Annotated in this window: 19 protein-coding genes; 8 read left to right on the top strand and 11 right to left on the bottom strand. The window is 70.9% G+C overall.

Annotated features, from left to right (window positions below; all coding sequences use genetic code 11):
• The 7 genes from E2C05_RS06195 (at nt 1) to E2C05_RS06170 (ending at nt 6,654) form a co-directional block, all read left to right on the top strand.
• Nucleotides 1-1,014 (top strand): ABC transporter permease, encoded by a 1,014-nt coding sequence (locus E2C05_RS06195; protein WP_133218738.1) that lies wholly within the window; start codon nt 1-3, stop codon nt 1,012-1,014.
• The gene (locus E2C05_RS06190; protein ID WP_133218737.1) at nt 1,011-1,868 is read left to right on the top strand and encodes an ABC transporter permease; all 858 of its coding nucleotides are present in this window, start codon (nt 1,011-1,013) and stop codon (nt 1,866-1,868) included. Before E2C05_RS06195 ends, E2C05_RS06190 begins: the two co-directional genes overlap by 4 nt.
• Nucleotides 1,852-3,891 (top strand): dipeptide ABC transporter ATP-binding protein, encoded by a 2,040-nt coding sequence (locus E2C05_RS34565; RefSeq protein WP_133218736.1) that lies wholly within the window; start codon nt 1,852-1,854, stop codon nt 3,889-3,891. The genes E2C05_RS06190 and E2C05_RS34565 overlap by 17 nt, the downstream gene beginning before the upstream one ends.
• Before the next feature lie 38 nt (nt 3,892-3,929).
• The gene (locus E2C05_RS35385) at nt 3,930-4,049 is read left to right on the top strand and encodes a Rieske (2Fe-2S) protein (protein WP_369127891.1); all 120 of its coding nucleotides are present in this window, start codon (nt 3,930-3,932) and stop codon (nt 4,047-4,049) included.
• Nucleotides 4,046-4,342, top strand: coding sequence for a Rieske (2Fe-2S) protein (locus E2C05_RS06180; RefSeq protein WP_240046610.1), 297 nt, complete (start codon nt 4,046-4,048; stop codon nt 4,340-4,342). The genes E2C05_RS35385 and E2C05_RS06180 overlap by 4 nt, the downstream gene beginning before the upstream one ends.
• A 141-nt stretch (nt 4,343-4,483) precedes the next feature.
• Entirely contained in the window at nt 4,484-5,554 is a 1,071-nt protein-coding gene (locus E2C05_RS06175) for an amidohydrolase family protein (RefSeq protein WP_200305507.1), read from the top strand.
• Nucleotides 5,551-6,654: an amidohydrolase family protein gene (locus E2C05_RS06170; protein WP_133218734.1), complete on the top strand. Its 1,104-nt coding sequence runs from the start codon at nt 5,551-5,553 to the stop codon at nt 6,652-6,654. The genes E2C05_RS06175 and E2C05_RS06170 overlap by 4 nt, the downstream gene beginning before the upstream one ends.
• 15 nt (nt 6,655-6,669) lie before the next feature.
• Here the strand turns inward: E2C05_RS06170 and E2C05_RS06165 are convergent, their stop codons facing one another.
• Genes E2C05_RS06165 through E2C05_RS06115 form a run of 11 tightly spaced genes read right to left on the bottom strand, consistent with a single transcriptional unit; the run spans nt 6,670 to nt 21,160 of the window.
• Nucleotides 6,670-8,634: an ATP-binding protein gene (locus tag E2C05_RS06165; RefSeq protein WP_133218749.1), complete on the bottom strand. Its 1,965-nt coding sequence runs from the start codon at nt 8,632-8,634 to the stop codon at nt 6,670-6,672.
• Between the two features lie 5 nt (nt 8,635-8,639).
• The gene (locus tag E2C05_RS06160) at nt 8,640-10,247 is read right to left on the bottom strand and encodes a carboxyl transferase domain-containing protein (protein WP_133218733.1); all 1,608 of its coding nucleotides are present in this window, start codon (nt 10,245-10,247) and stop codon (nt 8,640-8,642) included.
• Nucleotides 10,244-11,419 (bottom strand): isovaleryl-CoA dehydrogenase, encoded by a 1,176-nt coding sequence (locus E2C05_RS06155; RefSeq protein ID WP_133218732.1) that lies wholly within the window; start codon nt 11,417-11,419, stop codon nt 10,244-10,246. The genes E2C05_RS06160 and E2C05_RS06155 overlap by 4 nt, the downstream gene beginning before the upstream one ends.
• The gene (locus E2C05_RS06150; protein ID WP_133218731.1) at nt 11,419-13,044 is read right to left on the bottom strand and encodes an acyl-CoA synthetase; all 1,626 of its coding nucleotides are present in this window, start codon (nt 13,042-13,044) and stop codon (nt 11,419-11,421) included. The genes E2C05_RS06155 and E2C05_RS06150 overlap by 1 nt, the downstream gene beginning before the upstream one ends.
• Complete coding sequence (locus E2C05_RS06145; protein WP_133218730.1) at nt 13,044-14,285, bottom strand: phenylacetate--CoA ligase family protein; 1,242 nt, start codon at nt 14,283-14,285, stop codon at nt 13,044-13,046. The genes E2C05_RS06150 and E2C05_RS06145 overlap by 1 nt, the downstream gene beginning before the upstream one ends.
• A 38-nt stretch (nt 14,286-14,323) precedes the next feature.
• Nucleotides 14,324-15,166 (bottom strand): ABC transporter ATP-binding protein, encoded by an 843-nt coding sequence (locus tag E2C05_RS06140; protein WP_133218729.1) that lies wholly within the window; start codon nt 15,164-15,166, stop codon nt 14,324-14,326.
• 4 nt (nt 15,167-15,170) lie between these two features.
• Nucleotides 15,171-16,463 carry an ABC transporter substrate-binding protein gene (locus E2C05_RS06135; RefSeq protein WP_133218728.1) on the bottom strand — a complete coding sequence of 431 codons (1,293 nt, stop codon included), beginning with the start codon at nt 16,461-16,463 and terminating at the stop codon, nt 15,171-15,173.
• A 20-nt stretch (nt 16,464-16,483) separates the two neighbouring features.
• Entirely contained in the window at nt 16,484-17,551 is a 1,068-nt protein-coding gene (locus E2C05_RS06130; RefSeq protein ID WP_133218727.1) for a branched-chain amino acid ABC transporter permease, read from the bottom strand.
• Nucleotides 17,551-18,444, bottom strand: coding sequence for a branched-chain amino acid ABC transporter permease (locus E2C05_RS06125; RefSeq protein ID WP_133218726.1), 894 nt, complete (start codon nt 18,442-18,444; stop codon nt 17,551-17,553). The genes E2C05_RS06130 and E2C05_RS06125 overlap by 1 nt, the downstream gene beginning before the upstream one ends.
• Nucleotides 18,445-18,449: 5 nt before the next feature.
• Nucleotides 18,450-20,405, bottom strand: a complete 1,956-nt coding sequence (locus tag E2C05_RS06120; protein WP_133218725.1) for a long-chain fatty acid--CoA ligase — start codon at nt 20,403-20,405, stop codon at nt 18,450-18,452.
• Entirely contained in the window at nt 20,402-21,160 is a 759-nt protein-coding gene (locus E2C05_RS06115; protein WP_408901610.1) for an ABC transporter ATP-binding protein, read from the bottom strand. The genes E2C05_RS06120 and E2C05_RS06115 overlap by 4 nt, the downstream gene beginning before the upstream one ends.
• Before the next feature lie 313 nt (nt 21,161-21,473).
• Between E2C05_RS06115 and E2C05_RS06110 the strand changes: the two genes are divergently transcribed.
• On the top strand, nt 21,474-22,082 hold the full coding sequence (locus E2C05_RS06110; protein ID WP_133218723.1) for a TetR/AcrR family transcriptional regulator: 609 nt from the start codon (nt 21,474-21,476) through the stop codon (nt 22,080-22,082).
• Nucleotides 22,083-22,118: the final 36 nt, after the last annotated feature.

The raw sequence follows: 22,118 nt of genomic DNA, 5'->3' as shown, positions 1-22,118 counted from the left end.
ATGCTCCGCTACGTCGCGGCGCGACTCCTGACCGCCGCATTCATGGTGCTGCTGGCGACGCTGGCGGTGTTCCTGATCGCCAACTCGGTCCCGGGCGACCCGGTGCTGTCGCAGCTCGGCGACCTCGCCGCCTCCAACCCCGCCACCGTCGCCGAGTACCGGCAGAAATGGGGCCTCGACCTGCCGATCTGGGATCGCTACTGGATCTTCCTGCGCGGGCTGCTGCAGGGCGACCTCGGCAGCTCCATCGTCTCCCGCCGGCCGGTGCTGGCCGACATCCGGGACTATGCGCCGGCGACCATCGAGCTGGCCTCGGTCGCCTTCCTGCTCTCGCTGCTGGTCGGCCTGCCGCTCGGCATCCTCGCCGCGGTGCGGCGCGACAGCTGGATCGACAACCTGGCGCGGCTGGTCTCGCTGGTCGGCGTCTCGGCGCCGACCTTCTGGCTCGCATTCATCATGCTGGCGGTCTTCTATGGCTGGCTGGATTGGGCGCCGGGCCCGGGCCAGCTCGACCCCGTCTCCTTCCCGCCGGACCGGGTGACCGGCTTGCTGCTGGTGGATTCGCTGCTGGCCGGCGACTGGGAGACCTTCCAGGACGCCGCGGCGCATCTGGTGCTGCCCTCGATCGTGCTGGCCAGCGCCACGCTCGGCCTCATCACCCGCACCACCCGCGCGGCGATGCTGGAGGCGCTGTCGCAGGACTATGTCCGCGTCGCCCGCGCCAAGGGGCTGCGCCGGCGCGCCATCGTGCTGGGCCATGCCGCGCCGAACGCCATGCTGCCGGTGGTGACGCTGGGCGGCCTGGCCTATGCCAACCTGCTGTCGGGCGCGGTGCTGACCGAGACGGTGTTCTCCTGGCCCGGCCTCGGCCGCTACACCTACCAGAGCGCGGTCGCGCTCGACTTCCCCGCCATCATGGGCATCACCATGATCGTCGCGGTGGTCTTCGTCGCGGTGAACATCCTGGTGGACCTGTCCTATGCCCTGCTGGACCCGCGCGTGGTGAAGGGATGAGCGCCACCGCCCTGCCGGCGGTGGCGACGCCCGGGCAGCGCTGGCGCCGCCGCTACGGGCTGGCGGCCTTCGGCGGCGGGGTGATCCTCGCCTGGGTGCTGGCCGCCCTCGCCGCCCCGTGGATCGCCCCCTACCCGCCCGATTTCGTCGATGTCGCGGCGCGGCTGCGGCCGCCTTCCGCCGCGCATTGGCTGGGCACCGACACCCTGGGGCGGGACGTGCTGTCGCGGGTGGTCCACGGCGCCCGCGTCTCCCTCTCGGTCGGCTTCGTCGTCGTCCTGCTCGGCGCGCTGTTCGGCACGCTGGTCGGCGCGGTGGCCGCCTATGCCGGCCGCTGGGCGGAGGAGGCGATGATGCGCCTCACCGACCTGGTCTTCTGCTTCCCGCCGATCATCCTGGCGATGGCGATCGCCGCCGCGCTGGGCATCGGCACGGCGAATACCTGCATCGCCATGCTGGTGGTGTGGTGGCCGAAATTCGCCCGGCTGGCCCGCAGCCTGGTGCTGGCCCAGCGCAACCTGGAATACGTGGAAGCCGCACGGTCCATCGGCTTCCCGCCATCGCATATCCTGCTGCGGCAGATCCTGCCCAACGCGCTCGGGCCGCTGATCGTCTTGGTCACGCTCGACCTCGGCAACGCCATCCTGGTCTTCGCCGGCCTGTCCTTCCTCGGCCTCGGCACCATTCCGCCCACCGCGGAATGGGGCGCCATGGTGGGCGAAGGCCGCCAGCTGGTGCAGCAATGGTGGGTGGCGACCTTCCCGGGCCTCGCGATCCTGACCGTGGTGATGGGCTTCAACTTCGTCGGCGACGGGCTGCGCGACTGGCTGGACCCCCATGCACGGACCCGATGACCCTCTGCTTCAGGTGCGCGACCTGCGCACCTGGTTCCTGACCGATGCCGGCCCGGTGCGGGCGGTGGACGGCGTCAGCTTCGACCTGCGGCGCGGCGAGACGCTGGGCATCGTCGGCGAGAGCGGGTCGGGCAAGAGCGTCTGCGCCAAGTCCATCATGCGCCTGCTGGAGGAGCCGGCGCGGATCGTCGGCGGCAGCGTGACCTTCCGCGGCCGGGACTTGGCGACGCTGGACGAGGAGGCGATCCGCGAGGTGCGCGGCCGCGACATCGCCATGGTCTTCCAGGACCCGATGACGTCACTGAACCCGGTGCTGCGCATCGCCCGGCAGCTGGTCGAGGCGATGACGGCGCATGGCCGCTTCACCGCCGCCGCGGCGCGGGCGCGGGCGCTGGCGCTGCTCGGCCGCATGGGCGTGCCGGCGCCGGCGCGGGCGGTGCGCAGCTACCCGCACCAGTATTCCGGCGGCATGCGGCAGCGGGTGATGCTGGCCATGGGCGTCTCGAACGAGCCGGCGCTGCTGATCGCCGACGAGCCGACCACCGCGCTCGACGTCACCATCCAGGCGCAGATCCTGGAGCTGCTGCGCGGGCTGAACGCCGATCTCGGCACCGCGGTGATCCTGATCAGCCACGATCTCGGCGTCATCGCCAATCTCTGTTCCCGCGTGCTGGTCATGTATGCCGGGGAGGTGGTGGAGGAGGGCTCGCCCGAGGCGCTGCTGGGCGACCCGCGGCACCCCTATACCTGGGCGCTGCTGAATGCCGCGCCGCGCCTGGACGCCGCGACCGAGGGGCGGCGGCTGACCACCATCGAAGGCCAGCCGCCCGACCCGCGCGCCTGGCCGGAAGGCTGCCGCTTCCGCGCCCGCTGCCCCTTCGCCGTGGCGCGCTGCGCCGAGCATCCGGCGCTGCTGCCGGTCGGTCCCGGCCGCGCGAGCCGCTGCTGGGTGACGCAGGGCGGCGGGGCGCTGCTCACCCCGGCGCGGCCGCGCCCGGCCGCGCCGCCGCCGCCGGCGGAGGCCGAGCCGCTGCTGGTCCTCAGCGGCGTCGCCAAGCATTTCGCCTTGCCGCGCGAGGGCGTCTTCGCGCCGCGCCGCATCCTGCGCGCGGTGGACGGCGTGGACTTGGTGGTGCGGCGCGGCGAGACGGTCGGCCTGGTCGGCGAATCCGGCTGCGGCAAGTCCACCCTGGCGCGGCTGGTCACCCGGCTGCACGAGCCGACCGCGGGCAGCATCCGCTTCGCCGGGCAGGACATCACGCATCTGCCGCAGGCGGCGATCCGGCCGCTGCGGCGGCGGATGCAGATGATCTTCCAGGACCCCTATGGCTCGCTGAATCCGCGGATGGCGGTGGGCGAGATCCTGGCCGGGCCGCTGCTGCTGCACGGCATCGTCGCGGACCGGGCGGCGGCGGCGCGGCGGGTGGCGGAGCTGCTCGACATCGTGAACCTGCCGGCGCGCGCCGCCGCCCGCTTCCCGCATGAATTCTCCGGCGGGCAGCGGCAGCGCATCTCCATCGCCCGGGCGCTCGCGCTGCAGCCGGACCTGGTGGTGGCGGACGAGCCGGTCTCGGCGCTCGACGTCAACATCCAGGCGCAGATCATCAACCTGATGGTGGAGCTGCAGGACCGCTTCGGGCTGACCTACCTGTTCATCGCCCACGACCTGGCCGTGATGCGGCATGTCTGCGACCGCATCGTCGTGCTCTACCTCGGCAAGGTCATGGAGGTGGCGCCGGCCGAGGCGCTGTTCCGCGCGCCGCTGCACCCCTACACCCGGACGCTGATCGCCGCGGTGCCGGTGCCGGACCCGGCGCTGGAACGCGGCCGCCGCAGCGCGCCGCTGCCGGGGGAGCCGCCGAACCCGATCAGCCCGCCGCAAGGCTGCCGCTTCGTCACCCGCTGCCCGCTGGCGCAGCCCATCTGCCGGGAGGTCGAGCCGGCGCTGCGCGCCGATGGCCGGGGCGGCGCGGTGGCCTGCCACCTGGCGGAGCCGGCGGTGGCCGGCGCCGGGCCCGGGTGATAGCGTCCGGCCAACGGGAGGGAAGGGTCGGCCAGGCCATGGGCAAGCATGTCGTCGCCGCGGTGTCCGACCTGCCGCCCGGCAGCCGGCGGCTGGTGGAGGTCAGGGGGCGGCCCATCGTCGTGTTCAACCTGGGGGCGAATTCTTCGCCCTGGTGAACCGCTGCCCGCACCAGGGCGCCGGCCTGTGCGAGGGCGAGATCACCGGCCTCGTCACCTCCGACCGGCCGGGCGAGTTCACGCTGTCCCGCGCCGGCGAGATCATCCGCTGCCCCTGGCATGGCTGGGAGTTCGACATCCGCACCGGCCAGTCCTGGTGCGACCCCTCCCGCATCCGCATCCGGCCCTATCCGGTGGCGGTGGCGCCCGGCGCCAGCCTGGTGCAGGGCCCCTATGTCGCGGAGACGGTGCCGGTGCGGGTGGAAGAGGACTACGTCGTCATCGAAACCTGAGCGCCCGGGCCGCGGCCCGGCGGCGGTTGACCCCGGCACCCCCGGCACCCATGCTGCCCGCAAGCATGGCGGGACCGCGCGGCGGCAACCCGGCCAGCTTGCCCGCCGCCACGGCGGCCGTGCAGGCGGAGGAGGATGCCCATGTCGGCCGACACGCGCGGCGCGATCGATTGCGACCTGCATCCGGCGCTGCCCGGCTGCATGGCGCTGCTGCCCTATCTCGACCAGCATTGGCGGGAGGAGATCACCTCCCGCGGACTCGACAACCTCGACCTCTCGCTCTGGCCGCCGGAGGCGCCGCTGAGCGTCCGGCAGGATTGGCGACCCGCGACGGGCCTGGCGGCGGGCAATCTCGACCTGCTCCGCGAGCAGGTGCTGGAGCCCTTCGGGACCGGCATCGGCATCCTCAACACCCTGTTCGGCGCGCCGGCGCTGCACAACATCGACATGGCCGCGGCGCTGTGCCGCGCCACCAATGACTGGGTGGCGCGGGAGTGGCTGGACAAGGACGACCGGCTGCGGGCCGGCATCCTGGTGCCGGTCGAGAGCCCCGAGCTCGCGGTGCAGGAGATCGAGCGCCGCGCCCCGGACCGCCGCTTCGTCCAGGTCCTGATGCTGGGCGCCGCGGAGACCTTGCTGGGCCGGCGGGCGAACTGGCCGATCTTCGAGGCGGCGGAGCGGCACGGCATGCCCGTGGCGCTGCAGGTGGCGAGCGCGACGCGATACGCGCCGACGGCGAATGGCTGGCCGACCTACCTGATCGAGGACCATGTCAATTTCGCCCAGACCTTCCAGAGCCAGCTTCTCTCGCTGATCGCCGAGGGCGTGTTCAGCCGCTTCCCCCGGCTGCGGCTCGTGCTGCTGAATGCCGGCATCGGCTGGGTGCCGAGCTTCCTCTGGCGCGGCACCAAGGAATGGCGCGCCCTGCGTCGGGAGGTGCCCTGGGTGGACCGCGACCCGGCCGCCATCTTCCGCGACCATGTGCGCATCTCCGTCCAGCCGATCGATGCGCCGCCCGATCCCGCCGACCTTGCCGCCCTGCTCGAGATCATCGGCAGCGACGACCTGCTGCTGTTCGCCACCGACTGGCCGCATTGGCGTTTCGAGGGCACGGAGGCGCTGCCGCCCGGCCTGCCCGAGCGGCTGCGGCACCGCGTGCTGCGCGAGAACGCGCTGGCCACCTATCCCCGGCTGAAGGAGAGCGAGCCATGAGTGCCTCCACCCTGCAGCGTCCCGACACCCGGGCGGAGACCCGGCTGCGGATCGTCGATTGCGACGTGCACCCGGCCATGCGCTCGGCCGAGGAGCTGGACCGCTGGCTGCCGCCGCGCTGGCGGCAGCACCGCCGCGAATACGGCCTGAGGCTGCGCCAGCCCTTCACCACCACCTACCCCTACCCGAAATCGGCGCCGGCCCTGTCGCGCCGCGATTCCTGGCCGCCGAATGGCGGACCGCCGGGCAGCGACCTCGACTTCATGCGGGCCCAGCATCTCGATTTCCACGACATCGAATACGGGATGCTGCAGCCGCTCACCGTGCGCGGCATGGACGAACGCGTGCCGGGTTTCGCCGAGGCGGTGTCCTGCGCGGTGAACGAATGGCAGCATGACGACTGGACGTCGAAGGACAAGCGGCTGAAGGGCACCATCGCGGTGCCGGGGGAGGATGCCGCGGCCTCGGTGCGGGAGATCGAGCGCTGGGCCGGGCACCCCGACTTCGTGCAGGTCTCCATGGTGACGCGGGCGCTGGAGCCGCTGGGCAGCCGCCGCTACTGGCCGATCTACGAGGCGGCGGCGCACCACAACCTGCCGCTCGGCCTGCACACGCTGGGCACCAGCGGCCATTCCGTCGCCGCCGGCGGCTGGCCGTCCTACTACTACGAGGAGCATGCGGCCGTCGCGATGTCGCTGGCCGCCATGGTGGCGAGCTTCATTCTGGAGGGCGTGACGGAGCGCTTCCCGACACTGAAGCTGGTGGTGATCGAGGGCGGCTTCGGCTGGGTCCCCGGGCTCGGCTGGCGGATGGACAGCCACTGGCCGCAACTGCGCAGCGAGGTCCCGCACCTGACGCGCCAGCCTTCCGACTACCTGAAATCGAATTTCTGGTTCACCACCCAGCCGATCGAGGAGCCGGAGCAGCCCGAGCACCTGCGCAAGCTGATCGACTGGATCGGCTGGGACCGGCTGCTCTTCGCCACCGACTATCCGCACTGGGACAGCGACGACCCGCGCTACGCCTTCAAATGCCAGATGAGCGAGGCGGAACGGCGCGCCATCTTCGCCGGCAACGCCAAGGCGGTTTACGGGCTGTAGGCCCGGCGCACCGCGTCACCCTGGCGCGGCGAGGGTGACGAGTTCCGTCCCCTCCTCCACCGTGTCGCCGGCGGCGCAGCCGATATGCGCCACCACGCCGTCGGCGGGCGCGGTGATGCGCAACTCGGTCTTCATCGCCTCCAGCACCGCCAGCACCTGGCCGCGCGTGACGGCCTCGCCTGGCGTCACCAGCACCTGGACGACGCGGCCGGGAATGGGCGCGGAAAGCCGCCCCTGCCCCGCCGCCTCCCCGCCCGGCGGCGCATAGGGATCGAGCAGGCGGAACGTCCAGGCGCCCTCCGGCAGCAGGACCTGCACGGAAGCGCCATCGCGCAGCACCGGGATACGGTGCACCGCCCCGCCCAGCGAGACCTGCAACGCGCCGTCCAGCCGGTGGCCAGCAAGGTCGGTTTCGGTGCCGTCGAGCGCCACGCGCCAGCCGGCGCCCGCATGTTCCAGGCGCAGGCGATGCACCGCCTCGCCCTCCCCGAGGTGCAAGAGCCGCGAGCCCTTGCCCTGCAGCCGCCAGCCATCGCACCGGTCCCAGGGATCGGCGGGCGGGGCGGCGCCCGCGGGCAGCAGCGCCTCCAGCGCCGCCGCGGCCAGCGCCAGTGGCGCCGCCGGGCGCGGCGGCGGCTGCAGGTCGGTTGCGAAGCGCCCGGCGAAGCCGGTGTCGAGCTCCGCCGCCCGCATGGCGGGATGCGCCACCAGCCGCTGCAGGAAGCCGAGATTGGACGTGATGCCGGCGATCCGGCATTCGGCCAGCGCGGCACCCAGCCGCGCCAGGGCGCCGCCCCGGTCCGGTCCCCAGGCGACCAGCTTGGCGATCATCGGGTCGTAGAAGGGCGTGATGGCGTCGCCCTCGACGACGCCGCTCTCGATCCGCAGGTCGGGGGCGGGCGCCGGCAGCGCGAAGCGCCGCAGCGGCCCGGTGGAGGGGCGGAATTCCTGCGCCGGATCCTCGGCGTACAAGCGTACCTCGACGCTGTGGCCGTGCGGCGCCGGCGCTTCCCGCAGCGGCAGGGGCTCGCCCGCGGCGACGCGCAACTGCCATTCCACGAGGTCGAGGCCGGTGACCATCTCCGTCACCGGATGCTCCACCTGCAGCCGGGTGTTCATCTCCATGAAGAAGGCGTCGTCGCCTTCCACGATGAACTCCACCGTCCCGGCCGAGACATAGCCGACCGCGCGCGCCGCGGCGACCGCCGCCGCGTGCAGCCGGGCGCGCAAGGCGGGCGAGAGGTCGGGCGCCGGCGCCTCCTCCAGCACCTTCTGGTGGCGGCGCTGGACGGAACAGTCGCGCGTGTGCAGGTGGATGGTGTTCCCCTGGCTGTCGGCGAAGACCTGCACCTCCACGTGCCGCGGCTTCTGCAGGTAGCGTTCCAGCAGCACGCGGTCATCGCCGAAGGCGGCCTTCGCCTCCCGCCGGGCACCAGCAAGCTGGGCGGCGAATTCCTCGGGGCGCAGGACCGGGCGCATGCCCTTGCCGCCGCCGCCGGCGCTGGCCTTGATCAGCACCGGGAAGCCGATGCGCCCGGCCTGGTCGGCGAGGACGGCTTCGTCCTGCGCATCCCCATGATAGCCCGGCACGATGGGCACGCCGGCCTGCTCCATCAGCCGCTTGCTTTCGGCCTTGCTCCCCATGGCGCGGATGGCGGCGGGCGGCGGGCCGACGAAGGCGATGCCCGCCGCGGCGCAGGCCTCGGCGAAGCCGGCATTCTCCGACAGGAAGCCATAGCCGGGATGCACCGCCTCTGCGCCACTTGCCTGCGCGGCGGCGAGGATGCGATCCGTGCGGAGGTAGCTGTCCGACGCGCGGGCCGGGCCGATCGGAAAGGCCGCATCCGCCAGCGCGACATGCTGCGACCGGGCATCCGCCTCGGAGAAGACCGCGACGGTGCGGATGCCGAGGCGGCGCGCGGTGCGGATGATGCGGCAGGCGATCTCGCCGCGGTTGGCGATGAGCAGGGTGCGGAACATCGCCATCACATCCGGAAGATGCCGAAGCGCGTCGGCGCGACGGGCGCATTCGCCGCGGCGGCAAGGCCAAGCCCGATCACGTCGCGCGTCAGGGCGGGATCGATGATGCCGTCGTCCCAGAGCCGCGCCGTGGCGTAGTAGGGCGAGCCCTGCGCTTCGTACTGCGCCCGGATCGGCGCCTTGAACGCCTCCTCCGCCGCGGTGGGCCAGTCCTTGCCTGCAGCCTCCAGATTGTCCCGCCGCACCGTGGCCAGCACGCTGGCCGCCTGTTCGCCGCCCATGACGGAGATGCGGCTGTTCGGCCAGGTGAAGAGCAGCCGCGGCGAATAGGCGCGGCCGCACATGCCGTAATTGCCGGCGCCGAAGCTGCCGCCGATGATGACGGTGAATTTCGGCACGCTGGTCGTGGCCACCGCGGTGACCAGCTTGGCGCCGTCCCTGGCGATGCCGCCCGTCTCGTATTTCCGGCCGACCATGAAGCCGGCGATGTTCTGCAGGAAGAGCAGCGGGATGTTCCGCTGGCTGCACAGCTCGACGAAATGCGCGCCCTTCAGCGCCGATTCGGAGAACAGGATGCCGTTGTTGGCGACGATGCCGACCGGCCGGCCCCAGATGCGGGCGAAGCCGCAGACCAGGGTGGTGCCGTAGCGCGCCTTGAACTCGTCCAGTTCCGAGCCGTCCACGATGCGCGCGATCACCTCCCGCACATCATAGGGTTGGCGGACATCCTGCGGGATGATGCCATGCAGCTCCGCCGGGTCGTAGCGCGGCGGCGCCGGCGCGGCGAGATCCCCGACCATTGGCCGCGTCGACGCCAGGTGGCCGACGATGCGCCGGGCGAGCCCGAGCGCATGCATGTCGTCCGCCGCGAAATGGTCGGCGACGCCCGACAGCCGCGTATGCACATCGGCGCCGCCGAGATCCTCGGCCGAGACGACCTCACCGGTCGCGGCCTTCACCAGCGGCGGGCCCGCGAGGAAGATCGTGCCCTGGTTGCGGACGATGATCGCCTCGTCGCACATGGCCGGGACATAGGCGCCGCCGGCGGTGCAGCTGCCCATCACCACCGCGACCTGCGGAATGCCGAGCGAGGACATGGTCGCCTGGTTGTAGAAGATCCGGCCGAAATGGTCGCGGTCGGGGAAGATCTCGTCCTGGTTCGGCAGGTTGGCGCCGCCGCTGTCCACCAGGTAGAGGCAGGGCAGCCGGTTCTGCTGCGCCACCTCCTGCGCCCGGAGATGCTTCTTCACCGTGATGGGGTAGTAGGTGCCGCCCTTCACCGTCGCGTCGTTGGCGACGATGACGCATTCGCGCCCGGCGACGCGGCCGATGCCGGTCAGGATGCCGCCCGCCGGCACATCCCCCCCATACATCCCATGCGCCGCCAGCGGCGAGAGCTCGAGGAATGGCGCGCCGGGGTCGAGCAGCCGCTCCACCCTCTCCCGCGGCAGCAGCTTGCCGCGCGAAAGGTGGCGCTGCCGCGACGCCTCCGGCCCGCCCTGCGCCGCCTCGGCGGTACGGTCCGACAGTTCCGCCAGCAGCCCGCGCATATGCGCCGTATTGGCGCGGAACTCGCTGCCGCGCGTGTCGATGCCCGAAGCGAGGATGCTCATGCCGTCTCGCGGAAAAGCTCGCGGCCGATCAGCATACGGCGGATCTCGCTGGTGCCGGCGCCGATCTCGTAGAGCTTGGCATCGCGCAGCAGGCGGCCGGTCGGCGTGTCGTTGATGTAGCCCATGCCGCCAAGGATCTGGATAGCATCCAGCGCGATCTTCGTCGCTGCCTCCGCCGCGTAGAGGATGGCTCCGGCGGCATCCTTCCGCGTGGTCTGGCCGCGGTCGCAGGACCGCGCCACGGCATAGACATAGGCGCGGCAGGCATTCAGCGCCGTGTACATGTCCGCGACCTTGCCCTGGATCAGCTGGAACTCGCCGATCGCCTGGCCGAACTGCTTGCGCTCATGGATATAGGGCACGACGACGTCGAGCGCCGCCTGCATGATGCCGAGCGGCCCGGCCGCCAGCACCGCGCGTTCGTAGTCGAGGCCGGACATCAGCACGCGCACGCCGTCGTTCACGCGCCCGAGCACATTCTCGGCCGGAACCTCGCAATCCTCGAACACCAGTTCGGAGGTGGGGGAGCCGCGCATGCCGAGCTTGTCCAGCTTCTGCGCCGGGCGGAAGCCCTTGAAGCCGCGCTCGACCAGGAAGGCGGTGATGCCGCGCGGCCCCGCCTCCGGCTCGGTCTTCGCATAGACCACCAGCGTCTCGGCGTAGTGCGCATTGGTGATCCAGAGTTTCGTGCCGTTCAGGACGTAGCGGTCGCCGCGCTTGTCCGCCCGCAATTTCATCGAGACGACGTCGCTGCCGGCACCCGGCTCGCTCATCGCCAGCGCGCCCAGATGCTCGCCGCTGATCAGCTTCGGCAGGTAGCGGCGCTTCTGGTCCTCCGTCCCGTTGCGGCGGATCTGGTTCACGCAGAGGTTGGAATGCGCACCATAGGAGAGACCGACGGACGCGCTGGCGCGGCTGATCTCCTCCATCGCCACGCAATGCGCCAGATAGCCCATGCCGGCGCCGCCCCATTCCTCCTCGACCGTGATCCCGTGCAGGCCGAGCGCGCCCATCTCCGGCCAGAGATGCCGCGGGAACTCGTCGCTGCGGTCGATCTCACCGGCGATCGGGGCGACGCGCGCATCCGCGAAGCCCTTCACGCTCTCGCGCAGCATGTCGATCTCGTCGCCCAGGCCGAAATCGAGGCCGGGGATCGTCACATTGCCGGGCATCAGCGCCCCTCCTGCATCATGCGGCGCCGCAACTCGCCGCGCATCACCTTGCCGGTGGCGGTCAGCGGCAGCGCGTCCTCGAAGATCACCCGCCTCGGGTAGCAATGCGCGGCGAGGCGGGTACGCACCTGGTCCTGCAGCTCGGCGACCAGGTCCGGGCCGGTCGCGGCGCCGGGTGCCGGAACGATGACGGCCGTCACCGCTTCCGTCCGCACCGGATCCGGCAGGCCGATCACGGCGGCCATCGCAACGGCGGGATGGCGCAGCAGGCAGTCCTCGATCTCGCCCGGGCCGATGCGATAGCCGGCGGAGGTAATGACGTCGTCGTCGCGGCCGATGAAGCGGAACCAGCCCTCGCCATCCATCACACCCTGGTCGCCGGTCAGCAGCCAGTCGCCGGCGAATTTCGCCGCGGTCGCGGCCGGGTTGTTCCAGTAGCCGAGGAACATCACGGGGTCGGGCTGGCGGATGGCGATGGTGCCGACCTCGCCCGGCAGGAGCGGATGACCCTGCGGGTCCACCACCGCCACCTCATGGCCCGGCACCGCGCGGCCCATCCACCCCGGGCGCGTCGGCATGAGCGTGGCGCAGGACGAAACGACGAGGTTGCATTCCGTCTGGCCGTAGAATTCGTTGATCGTCACGCCGAAGGCGCTGCGGCCCCAGTCGAGCAGCTCCGCCCCCAGCGTCTCGCCGCCCGATCCGATACTGCGCGGATGCGCGCCGTACTGCGCGGCGCGCGGCACGCCGCGCATCAGCTTCAGCGCGGTCGGCGGCAGGAAGGCATTGCGAACCTGGTGGCGCGCCATCAGGCGGAAAGCGAATTCCGGGTCGAACTTCGCCATGCGGTGCGCCAGCACCGGCACGCCATGGTGCAGGCTGGGCAGCAGCACGTCGAACAGCCCGCCCACCCAGGCCCAGTCCGCCGGGGTCCAGAACAGGTCCCCCGGCTTCGGGAACAGGTCCTGCGGCATCTCCACTCCCGGCAGATGGCCGAGCAGCACGCGGTGCGCATGCAGCGCCCCCTTCGGCGCGCCGGTCGTGCCGGAGGTGTAGATGATGATCGCGGGATCGTCGGCCGCCGTATCCACCGGCGCGAAATCGTCCGAGGCGCGCGCCATCTGCCCGTGCAGGTCCAACGCGCCTTCGGCCGCTCCGTCGGCGCTCAGCACCAGGCGAAGCGCCGGCAGCCGGTCCCGGATGCCGGCCAGCTTGGGCAGGCCCACCGCATCCGTCACCAGCGCCGCGGCGCCGCTGTCGGCCAGCCGGAACTCCAGCGCCTGTTCCTGGAACAGCTGGAACAGCGGCACCGCAATGGCGCCCAGCTTGTAGATGGCGAGATGCGCCACCGCCGCCTCCGGCAGCTGCGGCAGCAGCACGCCCACACGGTCTCCCGCGCCGATCCCCCGCGCCCGCAGCACATTGGCCAGCCGGTTGCTGTCCGCCTTCAGCGCATCGAAGCTGATCCGGTGCAGCCGCCCATCCGCCTGCAGGTGCAGCAACGCCGTGCGGCCGCTGCCATCGGCCCAGCGGTCGCAGCAATCGACGCCGAGATTGTATCGCTCCGGCACCCGCCAGCGAAATGCCGCGCGGATCGCGTCGTAGCTGCGGCCCTTCGGCAGCATCAGGCCGGCACCGGCCGAGTGTCGTCGATGACCTTGCCGTCATTCGGCAGGCCGCCCGGCGGCACCAGTTCCACCTGGCCGCGCAGCTTGGTGGCGGCCTGCAGCGCCTCGGCCAGGCGCGCCGCCAGCGAATCGTCGGGTGCCGTCGCCTCGGCCCGCAGCAGCATCGTATCACGGTCGCCTTCCAGCGAGACGACCAGCCGCGCCTTCGCCACCGCCGGCACGGCCCGCAGCACCTCGGCCACCTGCTCCGGCCGCACGAACATGCCGCGCACCTTCGCCGCCTGGTCGGCACGTCCCATCCAGCCCTTGATGCGGCGATTGGTGCGGCCGCAGGGCGAGGCCCCGGGGAGGATAGCGGAGAGGTCGCCGGTGGCGAAGCGGAGCAGCGGGTGGCGCGGATCGAGCGTGGTGACCACCACCTCGCCCACCTCGCCATCCGGCAGCGGGTCGCCGGTGCCCGGGCGGACGATCTCCAGCAGCACGCCCTCGTCGAGGATCAGCCCCTCGCGTGCCGCGCTCTCATAGGCGATCAGGCCGAGATCGGCCGTGCCGTAGCTTTGCAGCACGGTCATCCCGCGCGCGGCATACCAGGCGCGGAGCGTCGGCAGATAGGCGCCGCCGGTGACATGGCCGAGCGTCAGGAACGACAGGTCGAGGCCCAGTTCGTCAGCCTTCTCCAGGATCGTCTTCAGGAAATCCGGCGTGCCGCTATAGGCGCGCGGGCGAAGATGCGCCGCGGCGCGCGCCTGCATCTCCGTATTGCCGGTGCCGGCGGGAAAGACCGGGCAGCCCAGTGCGCACGCGCCGGCATCCAGCATGAAGCCGGCCGGCGTGAAGTGGTAGGCGAAGCAGTTGTGCACCAGGTCGCCGGCCCGCAGGCCGGTGGCGTGCAACGCGCGGGCAAAGCGCCAGGGATCGGGCGTGTCCGGCTGCGCCTCGTAGATCGGGCCAGGCGAGGCGAAGACGCGGGCGATGCCCGCCGCGGGCGCGAGGCCGGCGAAGGGCGGCCGTTCCGCCTGCTGCCCGACCAGCAGCGATTTGCGCGTCACCGGCAGCCTCGCCAGCGTGGCAGGATCGGTGACGGCCTGCGCGTCGACGCCCGCCAGCGCATCGGCGTAGTAGGGCAGCGCGCGGGCCCCCTCCACCACGCGCGGCAGCAGCGCCGCCATCGCCGCGGCGCGCGCATCGGCGCTGCGCGTCTCCAGCGCGTCGTAGAACTCGGCCTGATCGCGCGTCATCGCCTCGGCCTCCGGCCTTCGCGGATCGGAGGCGTCGCCTAGAGCCACCGCTTCCTCCGCTTGTAGCTCTTGAGGTTCTTGAAGCTCTTCCGCTCGGCACCGTGGCCGCCGAGGTAGAACTCCTTCACGTCCTCATTGTCTGCCAGCGCCGCCGCCGTGCCGTCCAGCACCACCTTTCCCTGCTCCATGACATAGCCGTAGGAGGCGACGGAGAGTGCCATGCGGGCATTCTGCTCCACCAGCAGGATGGTGATGCCGAGATCCTCGTTCAGCTTGCGGATGATGCCGAAGACCTCCTTCACCAGCAGCGGCGACAGGCCCATGGATGGCTCGTCCATCAGGATCAGCTTGGGTCGCGCCATCAGCGCCCGGCCGATGGCGAGCATCTGCTGCTCCCCGCCCGACAGGTAGCCGGCCAGCCCGGTCCGTTCCTTCAGCCGGGGGAAATAGCCATAGACCATGTCGATGTCGCGCTTCACTTCCCGGTCGGACCGGGTGAAGGCACCGAGCCGGAGATTCTCCAGGCAGGTCATGTCGGCGATGATCCGCCGCCCCTCCATCACCTGGAAGATGCCCCGGCGCACGATCGCGTGCGCCTCCGTCCCGTCGATCCGTTCGCCGGCGAAGCGGATCTCGCCCCTGGTGACCTCGCCCTCCTCCGTGCGGAGGAGGCCGGAGATCGCCTTCAGGGTCGTCGACTTCCCCGCGCCATTGGCGCCGAGGAGGGCCACGATCCTGCCCTGCGGCACCGAGAGCGACAGGCCGCGCAGCACCAGGATGACGTCGTTGTAGACGACCTCGATGTTGTTCACCTCGAGCAGCGGCGAGGCGGGCGCCACCGCCGCCGCCGTCGCGGGGTGCGTCTCCGGCGCTGCGCTCACGGCCCTACCAGCCCAGCCAGTCGGCGCGGCGATCGAGCGTGACGGTCTTCACCGCCTCCAGCCGCATGGTGCCGGCCTGCATCAGCTCCGCCACGCTGCCCTGGCTGGTGTCGCCGCTGACGCGGGCGCGATAGATCGAGACGGCAAGCTGGCCGCGATGATCGGTCGGGGAGAAGTTGGACGGCGCGCAGACGCCCTCGAAGCCCCGCGGCACCCAGTCCTTGCGGGCATAGAAGCCGTCGCGGATGCGCTCGCCGGTCACCTGGCCGCCATTGGCCGCGGCGGTCTCCATCGCCTCCGCCACCAGCATCGCGCTGCAGATGCCAGCCAGGTAGTGCACCGGGCGATAGGCATTGCCGGCCTGGTCGGAGACGCGGCTGATCGCCTGCACTTGCACCATGCCCGGCGCCTGCTGGCCCCACACCGCCGCGGTGCGCACCGGGAAGACCACGCCATTCGCCGCGGCGCCCGCGGCCTTCATCGCGTTCTCGTCCATGCCCCAGACATTGCCCATGAACTGCACGTTCACGCCGGCCGTCTGGCAGGCCCGCAGGACGGAGATGTTGGAGCCCGCGGTGTTGCCGAGATAGGCGTAGTTGGCGCCCTGGCTGCGCAGCGTCAGGCACTGGGAGGTGTAGTCGCCCGGCGTCAGCGCGAAGACGATCGCCGGCAGCACCTCGAAGCCAAGCTCCGCCGCCAGCGCCTCCCCCGCCGCCTTGGGCGAATTCGGATAGGGATGGTTGGCGCCCATATGGACGTATTTCGGCCGGCCCTGGCCACCCTTGGCCTTCCAGTCCTCGGCCGCCCAGATCAGCATGGCGCGCAGCGCATCCGAATAGGACGGGCCGTAGAAGAAGTTGAAGGGCGAGGCCTCCACGCCCTGACGGCCGGACTTGCCGCCCGCATCGGTCAGCGCCGCGGAATAGGAGCCGGAGACATAGGGGATCTTGTCGCGGGTGACGAAGCGCACCAGCGCCTCGGTATCCGCCGTGCCCCAGCCATTGATGGCGACGATGCGGTCGCGACTCCAGGCCTGGTACTGGCTGACGGCGCGCGGCGCCTGATAGCCGTAGTCGAAGGCCTTCACATCCGCCTGTCGGCCACTCACGCCGTTGCGGGTGCGGTTGAACCAGGCCCAGGTGTCGTTGACGCCCTGCGCGAAGGGCGTGCCGACATCGCTGGTCGCGCCCGACAGATCCATGATGTGGCCGACCGGAATGGGCTGCGCCCCCGCCGCCACGGGCAGCGCCAGCGCGGCGGCCGCCGCAATCCCGATTGCCTGTCTCCTGAACGTCATGTCTGTTCCTCCCGGGTTTGTCAGTGCGAGTAGGGGTAGAGCTTCCAATAGGCCTTGATCAGCCGCCAACGCCGCGCGAGTCCGTCGGGCTCGAAGATCAGGAAGAGGATGATCGCGGCGCCGATCGCCATCTCCCGCAGGAAGGAGATGGAGTTGCCGAGGCGGAGCGCGCGATCGACCGCGCCGCCGGCCAGTGCATCGGCGAGGGCCTGCACCGCTTCCGGCAGCAGCACCATGAAGGCCGCGCCCATCAGCGACCCGGCGACGCTGCCCAGGCCGCCGATGATGACCATGCCGAGGAACTGGATCGAGAGCAGGATGTTGAAGGCCTCCACGCTCACGAACAGCAGGTAATGCGCGTAGAGCGCGCCGGCGATGCCGGCATAGAGGCTGGCGATGCCGAAGGAGAGCGTGCGGTAATAGGCGAGGTTGATGCCCATCACCTCCGCGCTCAGGTAATGGTCCCGCACCGCCACCAGCGCCCGGCCGTCGCGTGTGCGCATCAGGTTGGACGCGCCGACGAACATGATGATGACCCAGGCGAGGACGACGTAGAGATAGGTCTCCTCGCGGTCGGCCCGCCAGCCGAGGATCTCGAAGGGCTCGGTGATGCGGCCGGCGACGCCGCCGGTGAACCACTGCGCCCGGGCGAAGAAGTCCTCCAAGATGAACTGCGCCGCCAGCGTGGCGATGGCGAGGTAGAGCCCCTTCAGCCGCGCCGCCGGCGCGCCGAAGACCAGGCCCACCAGGGCGGTCATCAGCCCGGCGAGCGGGATGCAGAGCGCGACCGGGACATGGTAGCGCTCATGCAGCCAAGCGCTGGCGAAGGCGCCGAAGCCGAAGAAGGCGGCATGGCCGATGCTGATCTGGCCGGTGAACCCGACCAGGATATTCAGGCCGAGGGCGGCGATGCCCATGATGCCGATATTGACCAGCAGGCCGAGTTCGTAGCGGCCGAAGACCAGCGGCGTGGCGCAGACCAGGAGGATGCCGAGCCAGAGGGCGAGGCGGCTGTTCCGCGTCGCCAGGATCGTCATGTCCTCGCGGTAGCTGGTGCGGTAGACGCCCGCCGGGATCATGCTCGCCATCAGACGCGCTCGATGTTGCGGGTGCCGAACAGGCCGTAGGGCTTGACCAGCAGGATGAGGATGAGCGCGTAGAAGGGCGCGATGGTGTACATGTTGCCCCAGTTCAGCCACTGCGCGTCCAGGTACTGCGCCCAGTTCTCCAGCAGCCCGACGATCAGGCCGCCGAGCACCGCGCCGACCACGCTGTCGAGCCCGCCGAGGATCACCGCCGGGAAGACCTTGATGCCGTAGAAGGACAGCGCCGAGGAGACGCCGTTCACCACGCCCACCACCACGCCGGCGACCGAGGAGACCACCGCCGAGATCGCCCAGGACATCGCGAAGACCTTGGGGACGGAGACGCCGAGCGACTGCGCCACCTGCTGGTCGAAGGCGGTCGCCCGCATCGCCAGGCCATGCTTGCTGGCGGTGAAGAACCAAGCGAAGCCGGCCATGATGAGGACCGAGATGCCGAGGCTCATCAGGTAGACGGTCTGCACCTGCAGCCCCAGCACGCTGACCTGGTCCACCGCGAAGATCGGCGGGAAGGGCTTGGCGAAGACGCCGAAGATCCACTTCATCAGCGCCTGGAAGAAGATGCCCAGGCCGATCGTCGCCATGATGACGCTGATCACCGGCTCCCCGATCAGCGGCCGCAGCACCACCACCTGCAGGACGATGCCGAAGACGGTCATGAAGGCCAGGGTGAACAGGAAGCCGGCCCAGAAGGGCAGCTGCCAGTCGGTCAGCATCCACCAGCAGACCCAGGCGCCGACCAGCAGGAACTCGCCCTGGGCGAAATTCACCACCTGCGACGCCTTGTAGATCAGCACGAAGCTCATCGCGACCACGCCATACAGCGCGCCGACGATGAGGCCATTGAGCGTGAGCTGCAGCAGCAGCGACCAGTCCATGTGGGCTACTCCGCTGCCATGGCGATGGGCTGGCGCATGGAGACCACCTTCAGCGTGGTCCGGATGCGCTGCTTCGTGCCGTCCTGGAAGGCGATGGTGGTGTCCACCGGGATGGCGGCGTCGCCGCGATACATCGCCTCGATGATCCCGCCATATTTCTCGTTGATCACGCCGCGGCGGACCTTGCGGGTGCGGGTCAGCTCCTCGTCATCCGCGTCCAGCTCCTTGTAGAGCAGCAGGAAGTCCTGGATGCGCTGCGGCGCCGGCAGGGTGGCGTTCACCTTCTCGACCTCCTGCCGCAGCAACTCGGTCACCTCGGGGCGGGAGGCGAGGTCCGTGTAGGTGGTGAAGGCGATGCGGTTGCGCTCCGCCCATTTGGAGACGATGGGGAAGCGGATGCAGATCATCGCCGCCAGGTGCGGCCTCGCGTCCCCCAGCACCACCGCTTCCGCGACATAGGGGCTGAATTTCAGCTTGTTCTCGATGTACTGGGGCGAGAAGCGGTCGCCGCGGCTGGTGGTGGCCATGTCCTTCACGCGGTCGATCACCACCAGGTGGCCGGCCTTGTCGACATAGCCGGCATCGCCGGTGTGCAGCCAGCCCTCGCGCAGGTCGCCGGTCTCCGCCACGCCGAAATAGCCGGCGAACATGTTGGGATGCCGGGTGACGATCTCGCCCAACCCGTTCGGATCCGGGTCCAGGATGCGGGTCTCGATCTCGTCGGTGAAGGCGACGCCGACCGTGTCCTGGTTCACCTCCCCCGGGCGGTGCACGGTGTAGGCGCCCAGCGTCTCGGTCTGGCCGTAGATCTGCCGCAGCGGCACGCCCATGGCCTGGAAGAAGCGGAAGGTGTCGGGGCCCAGCGCCGCGCCGCCGGTGGCCGCGCTGCGCAGCCGGGTGAAGCCCAGCCGGTCACGCAGCGCGCGGAAGACCAGCTGGTCCGCGAGGCTGGAGCGCCGGCCCTGGTCCAGCGCCTCCAGTCCCAGCCGCGTGCCCATCTCGTAGATGCGGCGCTTCAGCGGGCTGGCGTCCATGACCTTGGCGCGCACCTCCGCCGCCAGGGCTTCCCAGACGCGCGGGGCGAACAGCACGAAGGTGGGGCCGATCTCGCGGAAATCGGCCATCATGGTCTCCGGCTCCTCGACGAAGTTCACCTTCATCCGGGCCAGCAGCCCCCAGCCGATGGCGTAGATCTGCTCCATGATCCAGGGCAGCGGCAGGACGGAGACATATTCGTCCTCCGGCCCCTTCGGATCGGCCGTGAGATAGGCGGCGCAATGCCGCACCATCGCCCCGCCGGTCAGCATGGCCAGCTTCGGCCGCGCCGTGGTGCCGGAGGTGGTGCAGAGGATCGCCACCTCCTCGCCACGCGTCGCGGCCACCAGCCGCGCCCAGGCCTCGGGGTCCGCGCGATGCGCCGCCTCGCCCAGCGCGACCAGCTCGGTCACCGGCAGCAGGCGCGGGTCCTCGTGCTTGCGCATCCCGCGCGGGTCGCAAAAGATGATGTGGCGCAGCGCCGGCAGCCGGTCGCCGATGTTGAGCAGCTTGTCGACCTGCTCCTCGTCCTCGGCGATCACCGCCTTGGCCGAGGCGAATTCCAGCAGGTAGGCCACCTCCTCCTCCAGCGCGTCGCGATAGACGCCCAGGCTGCGGGCGCCGATGGCATGCGCCGCGATCTCGCCCATCACCCAGTCCGGCCGGTTGTCGCCGATCAGCCCGATGACGTCGCCGGCGCCGAGCCCGAGCCGCTGCAGGCCGAGCGCGAAGGCGCGCGTCCGCGCCTCGTACTCCGCCCAGGTGAAGCTCCGCCAGATGCCGAACTGCTTCTCGCGCAGCGCCACGTCGCGCGGGTGCGCACGGGCGTTGCGGACAAGCAGCTTGGGCAGGGTGTCGGCGGCGCCCTCCGCGGTCCGACCCGGCTCTCCGCGCCCCTCGGCGCTTGGACCATCGGGCCGGGTCATGCGACGGCCGGCTCGTCGACGTCGTGCACGACCTCATCCGCCTCGCCGAGATAGGCGCGGCGCACATGCGGGTCGGCGAGCACCGCCTCCGGCGTGCCCTCGGCGATCTTGCGGCCGAAATCCAGCACCATGACGCGGTGCGAGATGTCCATCACCACGCCCATGTCGTGCTCGATCATCAGCACGGTCATGCCCCATTCCTCGTTGAGGTCGAGAATGAAGCGGGCCATGTCCTCCTTCTCCTCGAGGTTCATGCCCGCCATCGGCTCGTCCAGCAGGATCAGCTTGGGCTTCAGGGCGACCGCGCGGGCCAGTTCCACCCGCTTGCGCAGCCCGTAGCTCAGCGTGCCGGCGGTCGCCTTGCGGACATGCTGGATCTCGAGGAAGTCGATGATCTCCTCGACCTCGCGCCGGTGCGCGATCTCCTCCCGCTGCGCGCCGAGCAGCCAGTAGGGCATGCCGGTCCAGAAGCCGTGCCGCAGCAGGTGGTGGCGGCCGACCATGATGTTGTCCAGCACGGTCATGTGGCCGAACAGCGCCAGGTTCTGGAAGGTGCGGCCGATGCCGATGCCGGCGCGCTTGCGCGTCGGCAACCGGGTGATGTCCTTTCCGTCGAAGCGGATCGCCCCCTCGGTCGGGCGGTAGCGGCCGGAGATGCAGTTGACCATGGAGGTCTTGCCGGCGCCGTTCGGCCCGATGATCGAAAAGACCTCGCCGCGCCGCACCTCGAAGGACACGTCGGTCAGCGCCCGCACGCCGCCGAAGCGCAGCGTGACATGCTCCGCGGCCAGGATGGGTGCCGCCGGCGGCCCTTGCGCCTCGCCTGCGTGGCGGCCCGGCCCGGTCGGGTCGGGTCTCGCGGGCGCGACAGCGGTGGGTGAGGCGTCAGCCGCCATGAGCGATGCCCGTCGCACCCCGCATGCCCTGGACAGGCCTCTGCGCCATCGATTGCCTCCCTGCCCGGGCTTGCCGCCGGGCTGGAAGTAAACATACGTTCGTTTTTCCATTGACCGCAAGCCCCGGGCCGGCGAAGGCTCGGGCCGGCGAGGAAGCGAGACGGGAGAGGCGATGGCCCGCACCACGGGCTCGAACGGCGCGCGCACGCATGCGGCCATCCGCGCCGCAGCCACCGGCCTGATCTACCGGCAGGGCTTCGCCGCCATGAACCTGCGCGACCTGGCGGCCGAGGTCGGCATCCAGCCCGGCTCGCTCTACAACCACATCGACAGCAAGCAGGCGCTGCTGTTCGACCTGATGCAGGACCACATGGCCGCCTTGCTGGCCGGCACGGATGCGGCGCTGGACGCGGCCGGGCCGGCGCTGATGGACCGGCTGCGCGCCTTCCTCGACCACCACGTGCTGTACCACATGGAACGGCGCGAGGAGATCGCCATCGCCAATTCCGAGCTGCGCGCGCTGGAGCCGGAGAACCGCGCCCGCATCGTCGCGCTGCGCAGCGCCTATGAGGCACGGCTGACCGCGCTGCTGCGGGAAGGCGTGGCGGCCGGGCTCCTCAGCGTGCCGGACGTCGCGGTGACGGCCTATGCCATGCTGGCGATGCTCACCGGCATCTGCAGCTGGTACCGGCCGGATGGAAGGCTGGGGAAGGAGGAGCTGGTGGCGCTCCATACCGCCCTGGCGCTCAACGGGATCCTGCGGCGTCAGCACCAGGCCTGAGGGGACCTTGGCGCTCAGGCCTCCCCACCGAGGGCC

The organism is Paracraurococcus ruber (genome assembly GCF_004353985.1).
Taxonomy (GTDB): Bacteria; Pseudomonadota; Alphaproteobacteria; order Acetobacterales; family Acetobacteraceae; genus Paracraurococcus; species Paracraurococcus ruber.
Note: the sequence above shows the minus strand (reverse complement) of the source record. Positions and strands in the feature narration are given on the sequence as shown.

Bases quoted from the DNA above. Each gene is read 5' to 3' on its own strand.
- E2C05_RS06195 (WP_133218738.1), top strand. From the start codon at position 1: ATGCTCCGCTACGTCGCGGCGCGACTCCTGACCGCCGCATTCATGGTG.
- E2C05_RS06190 (WP_133218737.1), top strand. From the start codon at position 1,011: ATGAGCGCCACCGCCCTGCCGGCGGTGGCGACGCCCGGGCAGCGCTGG.
- E2C05_RS34565 (WP_133218736.1), top strand. From the start codon at position 1,852: ATGCACGGACCCGATGACCCTCTGCTTCAGGTGCGCGACCTGCGCACC.
- E2C05_RS35385 (WP_369127891.1), top strand. From the start codon at position 3,930: ATGGGCAAGCATGTCGTCGCCGCGGTGTCCGACCTGCCGCCCGGCAGC.
- E2C05_RS06175 (WP_200305507.1), top strand. From the start codon at position 4,484: ATGTCGGCCGACACGCGCGGCGCGATCGATTGCGACCTGCATCCGGCG.
- E2C05_RS06170 (WP_133218734.1), top strand. From the start codon at position 5,551: ATGAGTGCCTCCACCCTGCAGCGTCCCGACACCCGGGCGGAGACCCGG.
- E2C05_RS06165 (WP_133218749.1), bottom strand. From the start codon at position 8,634: ATGTTCCGCACCCTGCTCATCGCCAACCGCGGCGAGATCGCCTGCCGC.
- E2C05_RS06160 (WP_133218733.1), bottom strand. From the start codon at position 10,247: ATGAGCATCCTCGCTTCGGGCATCGACACGCGCGGCAGCGAGTTCCGC.
- E2C05_RS06155 (WP_133218732.1), bottom strand. From the start codon at position 11,419: ATGCCCGGCAATGTGACGATCCCCGGCCTCGATTTCGGCCTGGGCGAC.
- E2C05_RS06150 (WP_133218731.1), bottom strand. From the start codon at position 13,044: ATGCTGCCGAAGGGCCGCAGCTACGACGCGATCCGCGCGGCATTTCGC.
- E2C05_RS06145 (WP_133218730.1), bottom strand. From the start codon at position 14,285: ATGACGCGCGATCAGGCCGAGTTCTACGACGCGCTGGAGACGCGCAGC.
- E2C05_RS06135 (WP_133218728.1), bottom strand. From the start codon at position 16,463: ATGACGTTCAGGAGACAGGCAATCGGGATTGCGGCGGCCGCCGCGCTG.
- E2C05_RS06130 (WP_133218727.1), bottom strand. From the start codon at position 17,551: ATGGCGAGCATGATCCCGGCGGGCGTCTACCGCACCAGCTACCGCGAG.
- E2C05_RS06125 (WP_133218726.1), bottom strand. From the start codon at position 18,444: ATGGACTGGTCGCTGCTGCTGCAGCTCACGCTCAATGGCCTCATCGTC.
- E2C05_RS06120 (WP_133218725.1), bottom strand. From the start codon at position 20,405: ATGACCCGGCCCGATGGTCCAAGCGCCGAGGGGCGCGGAGAGCCGGGT.
- E2C05_RS06110 (WP_133218723.1), top strand. From the start codon at position 21,474: ATGGCCCGCACCACGGGCTCGAACGGCGCGCGCACGCATGCGGCCATC.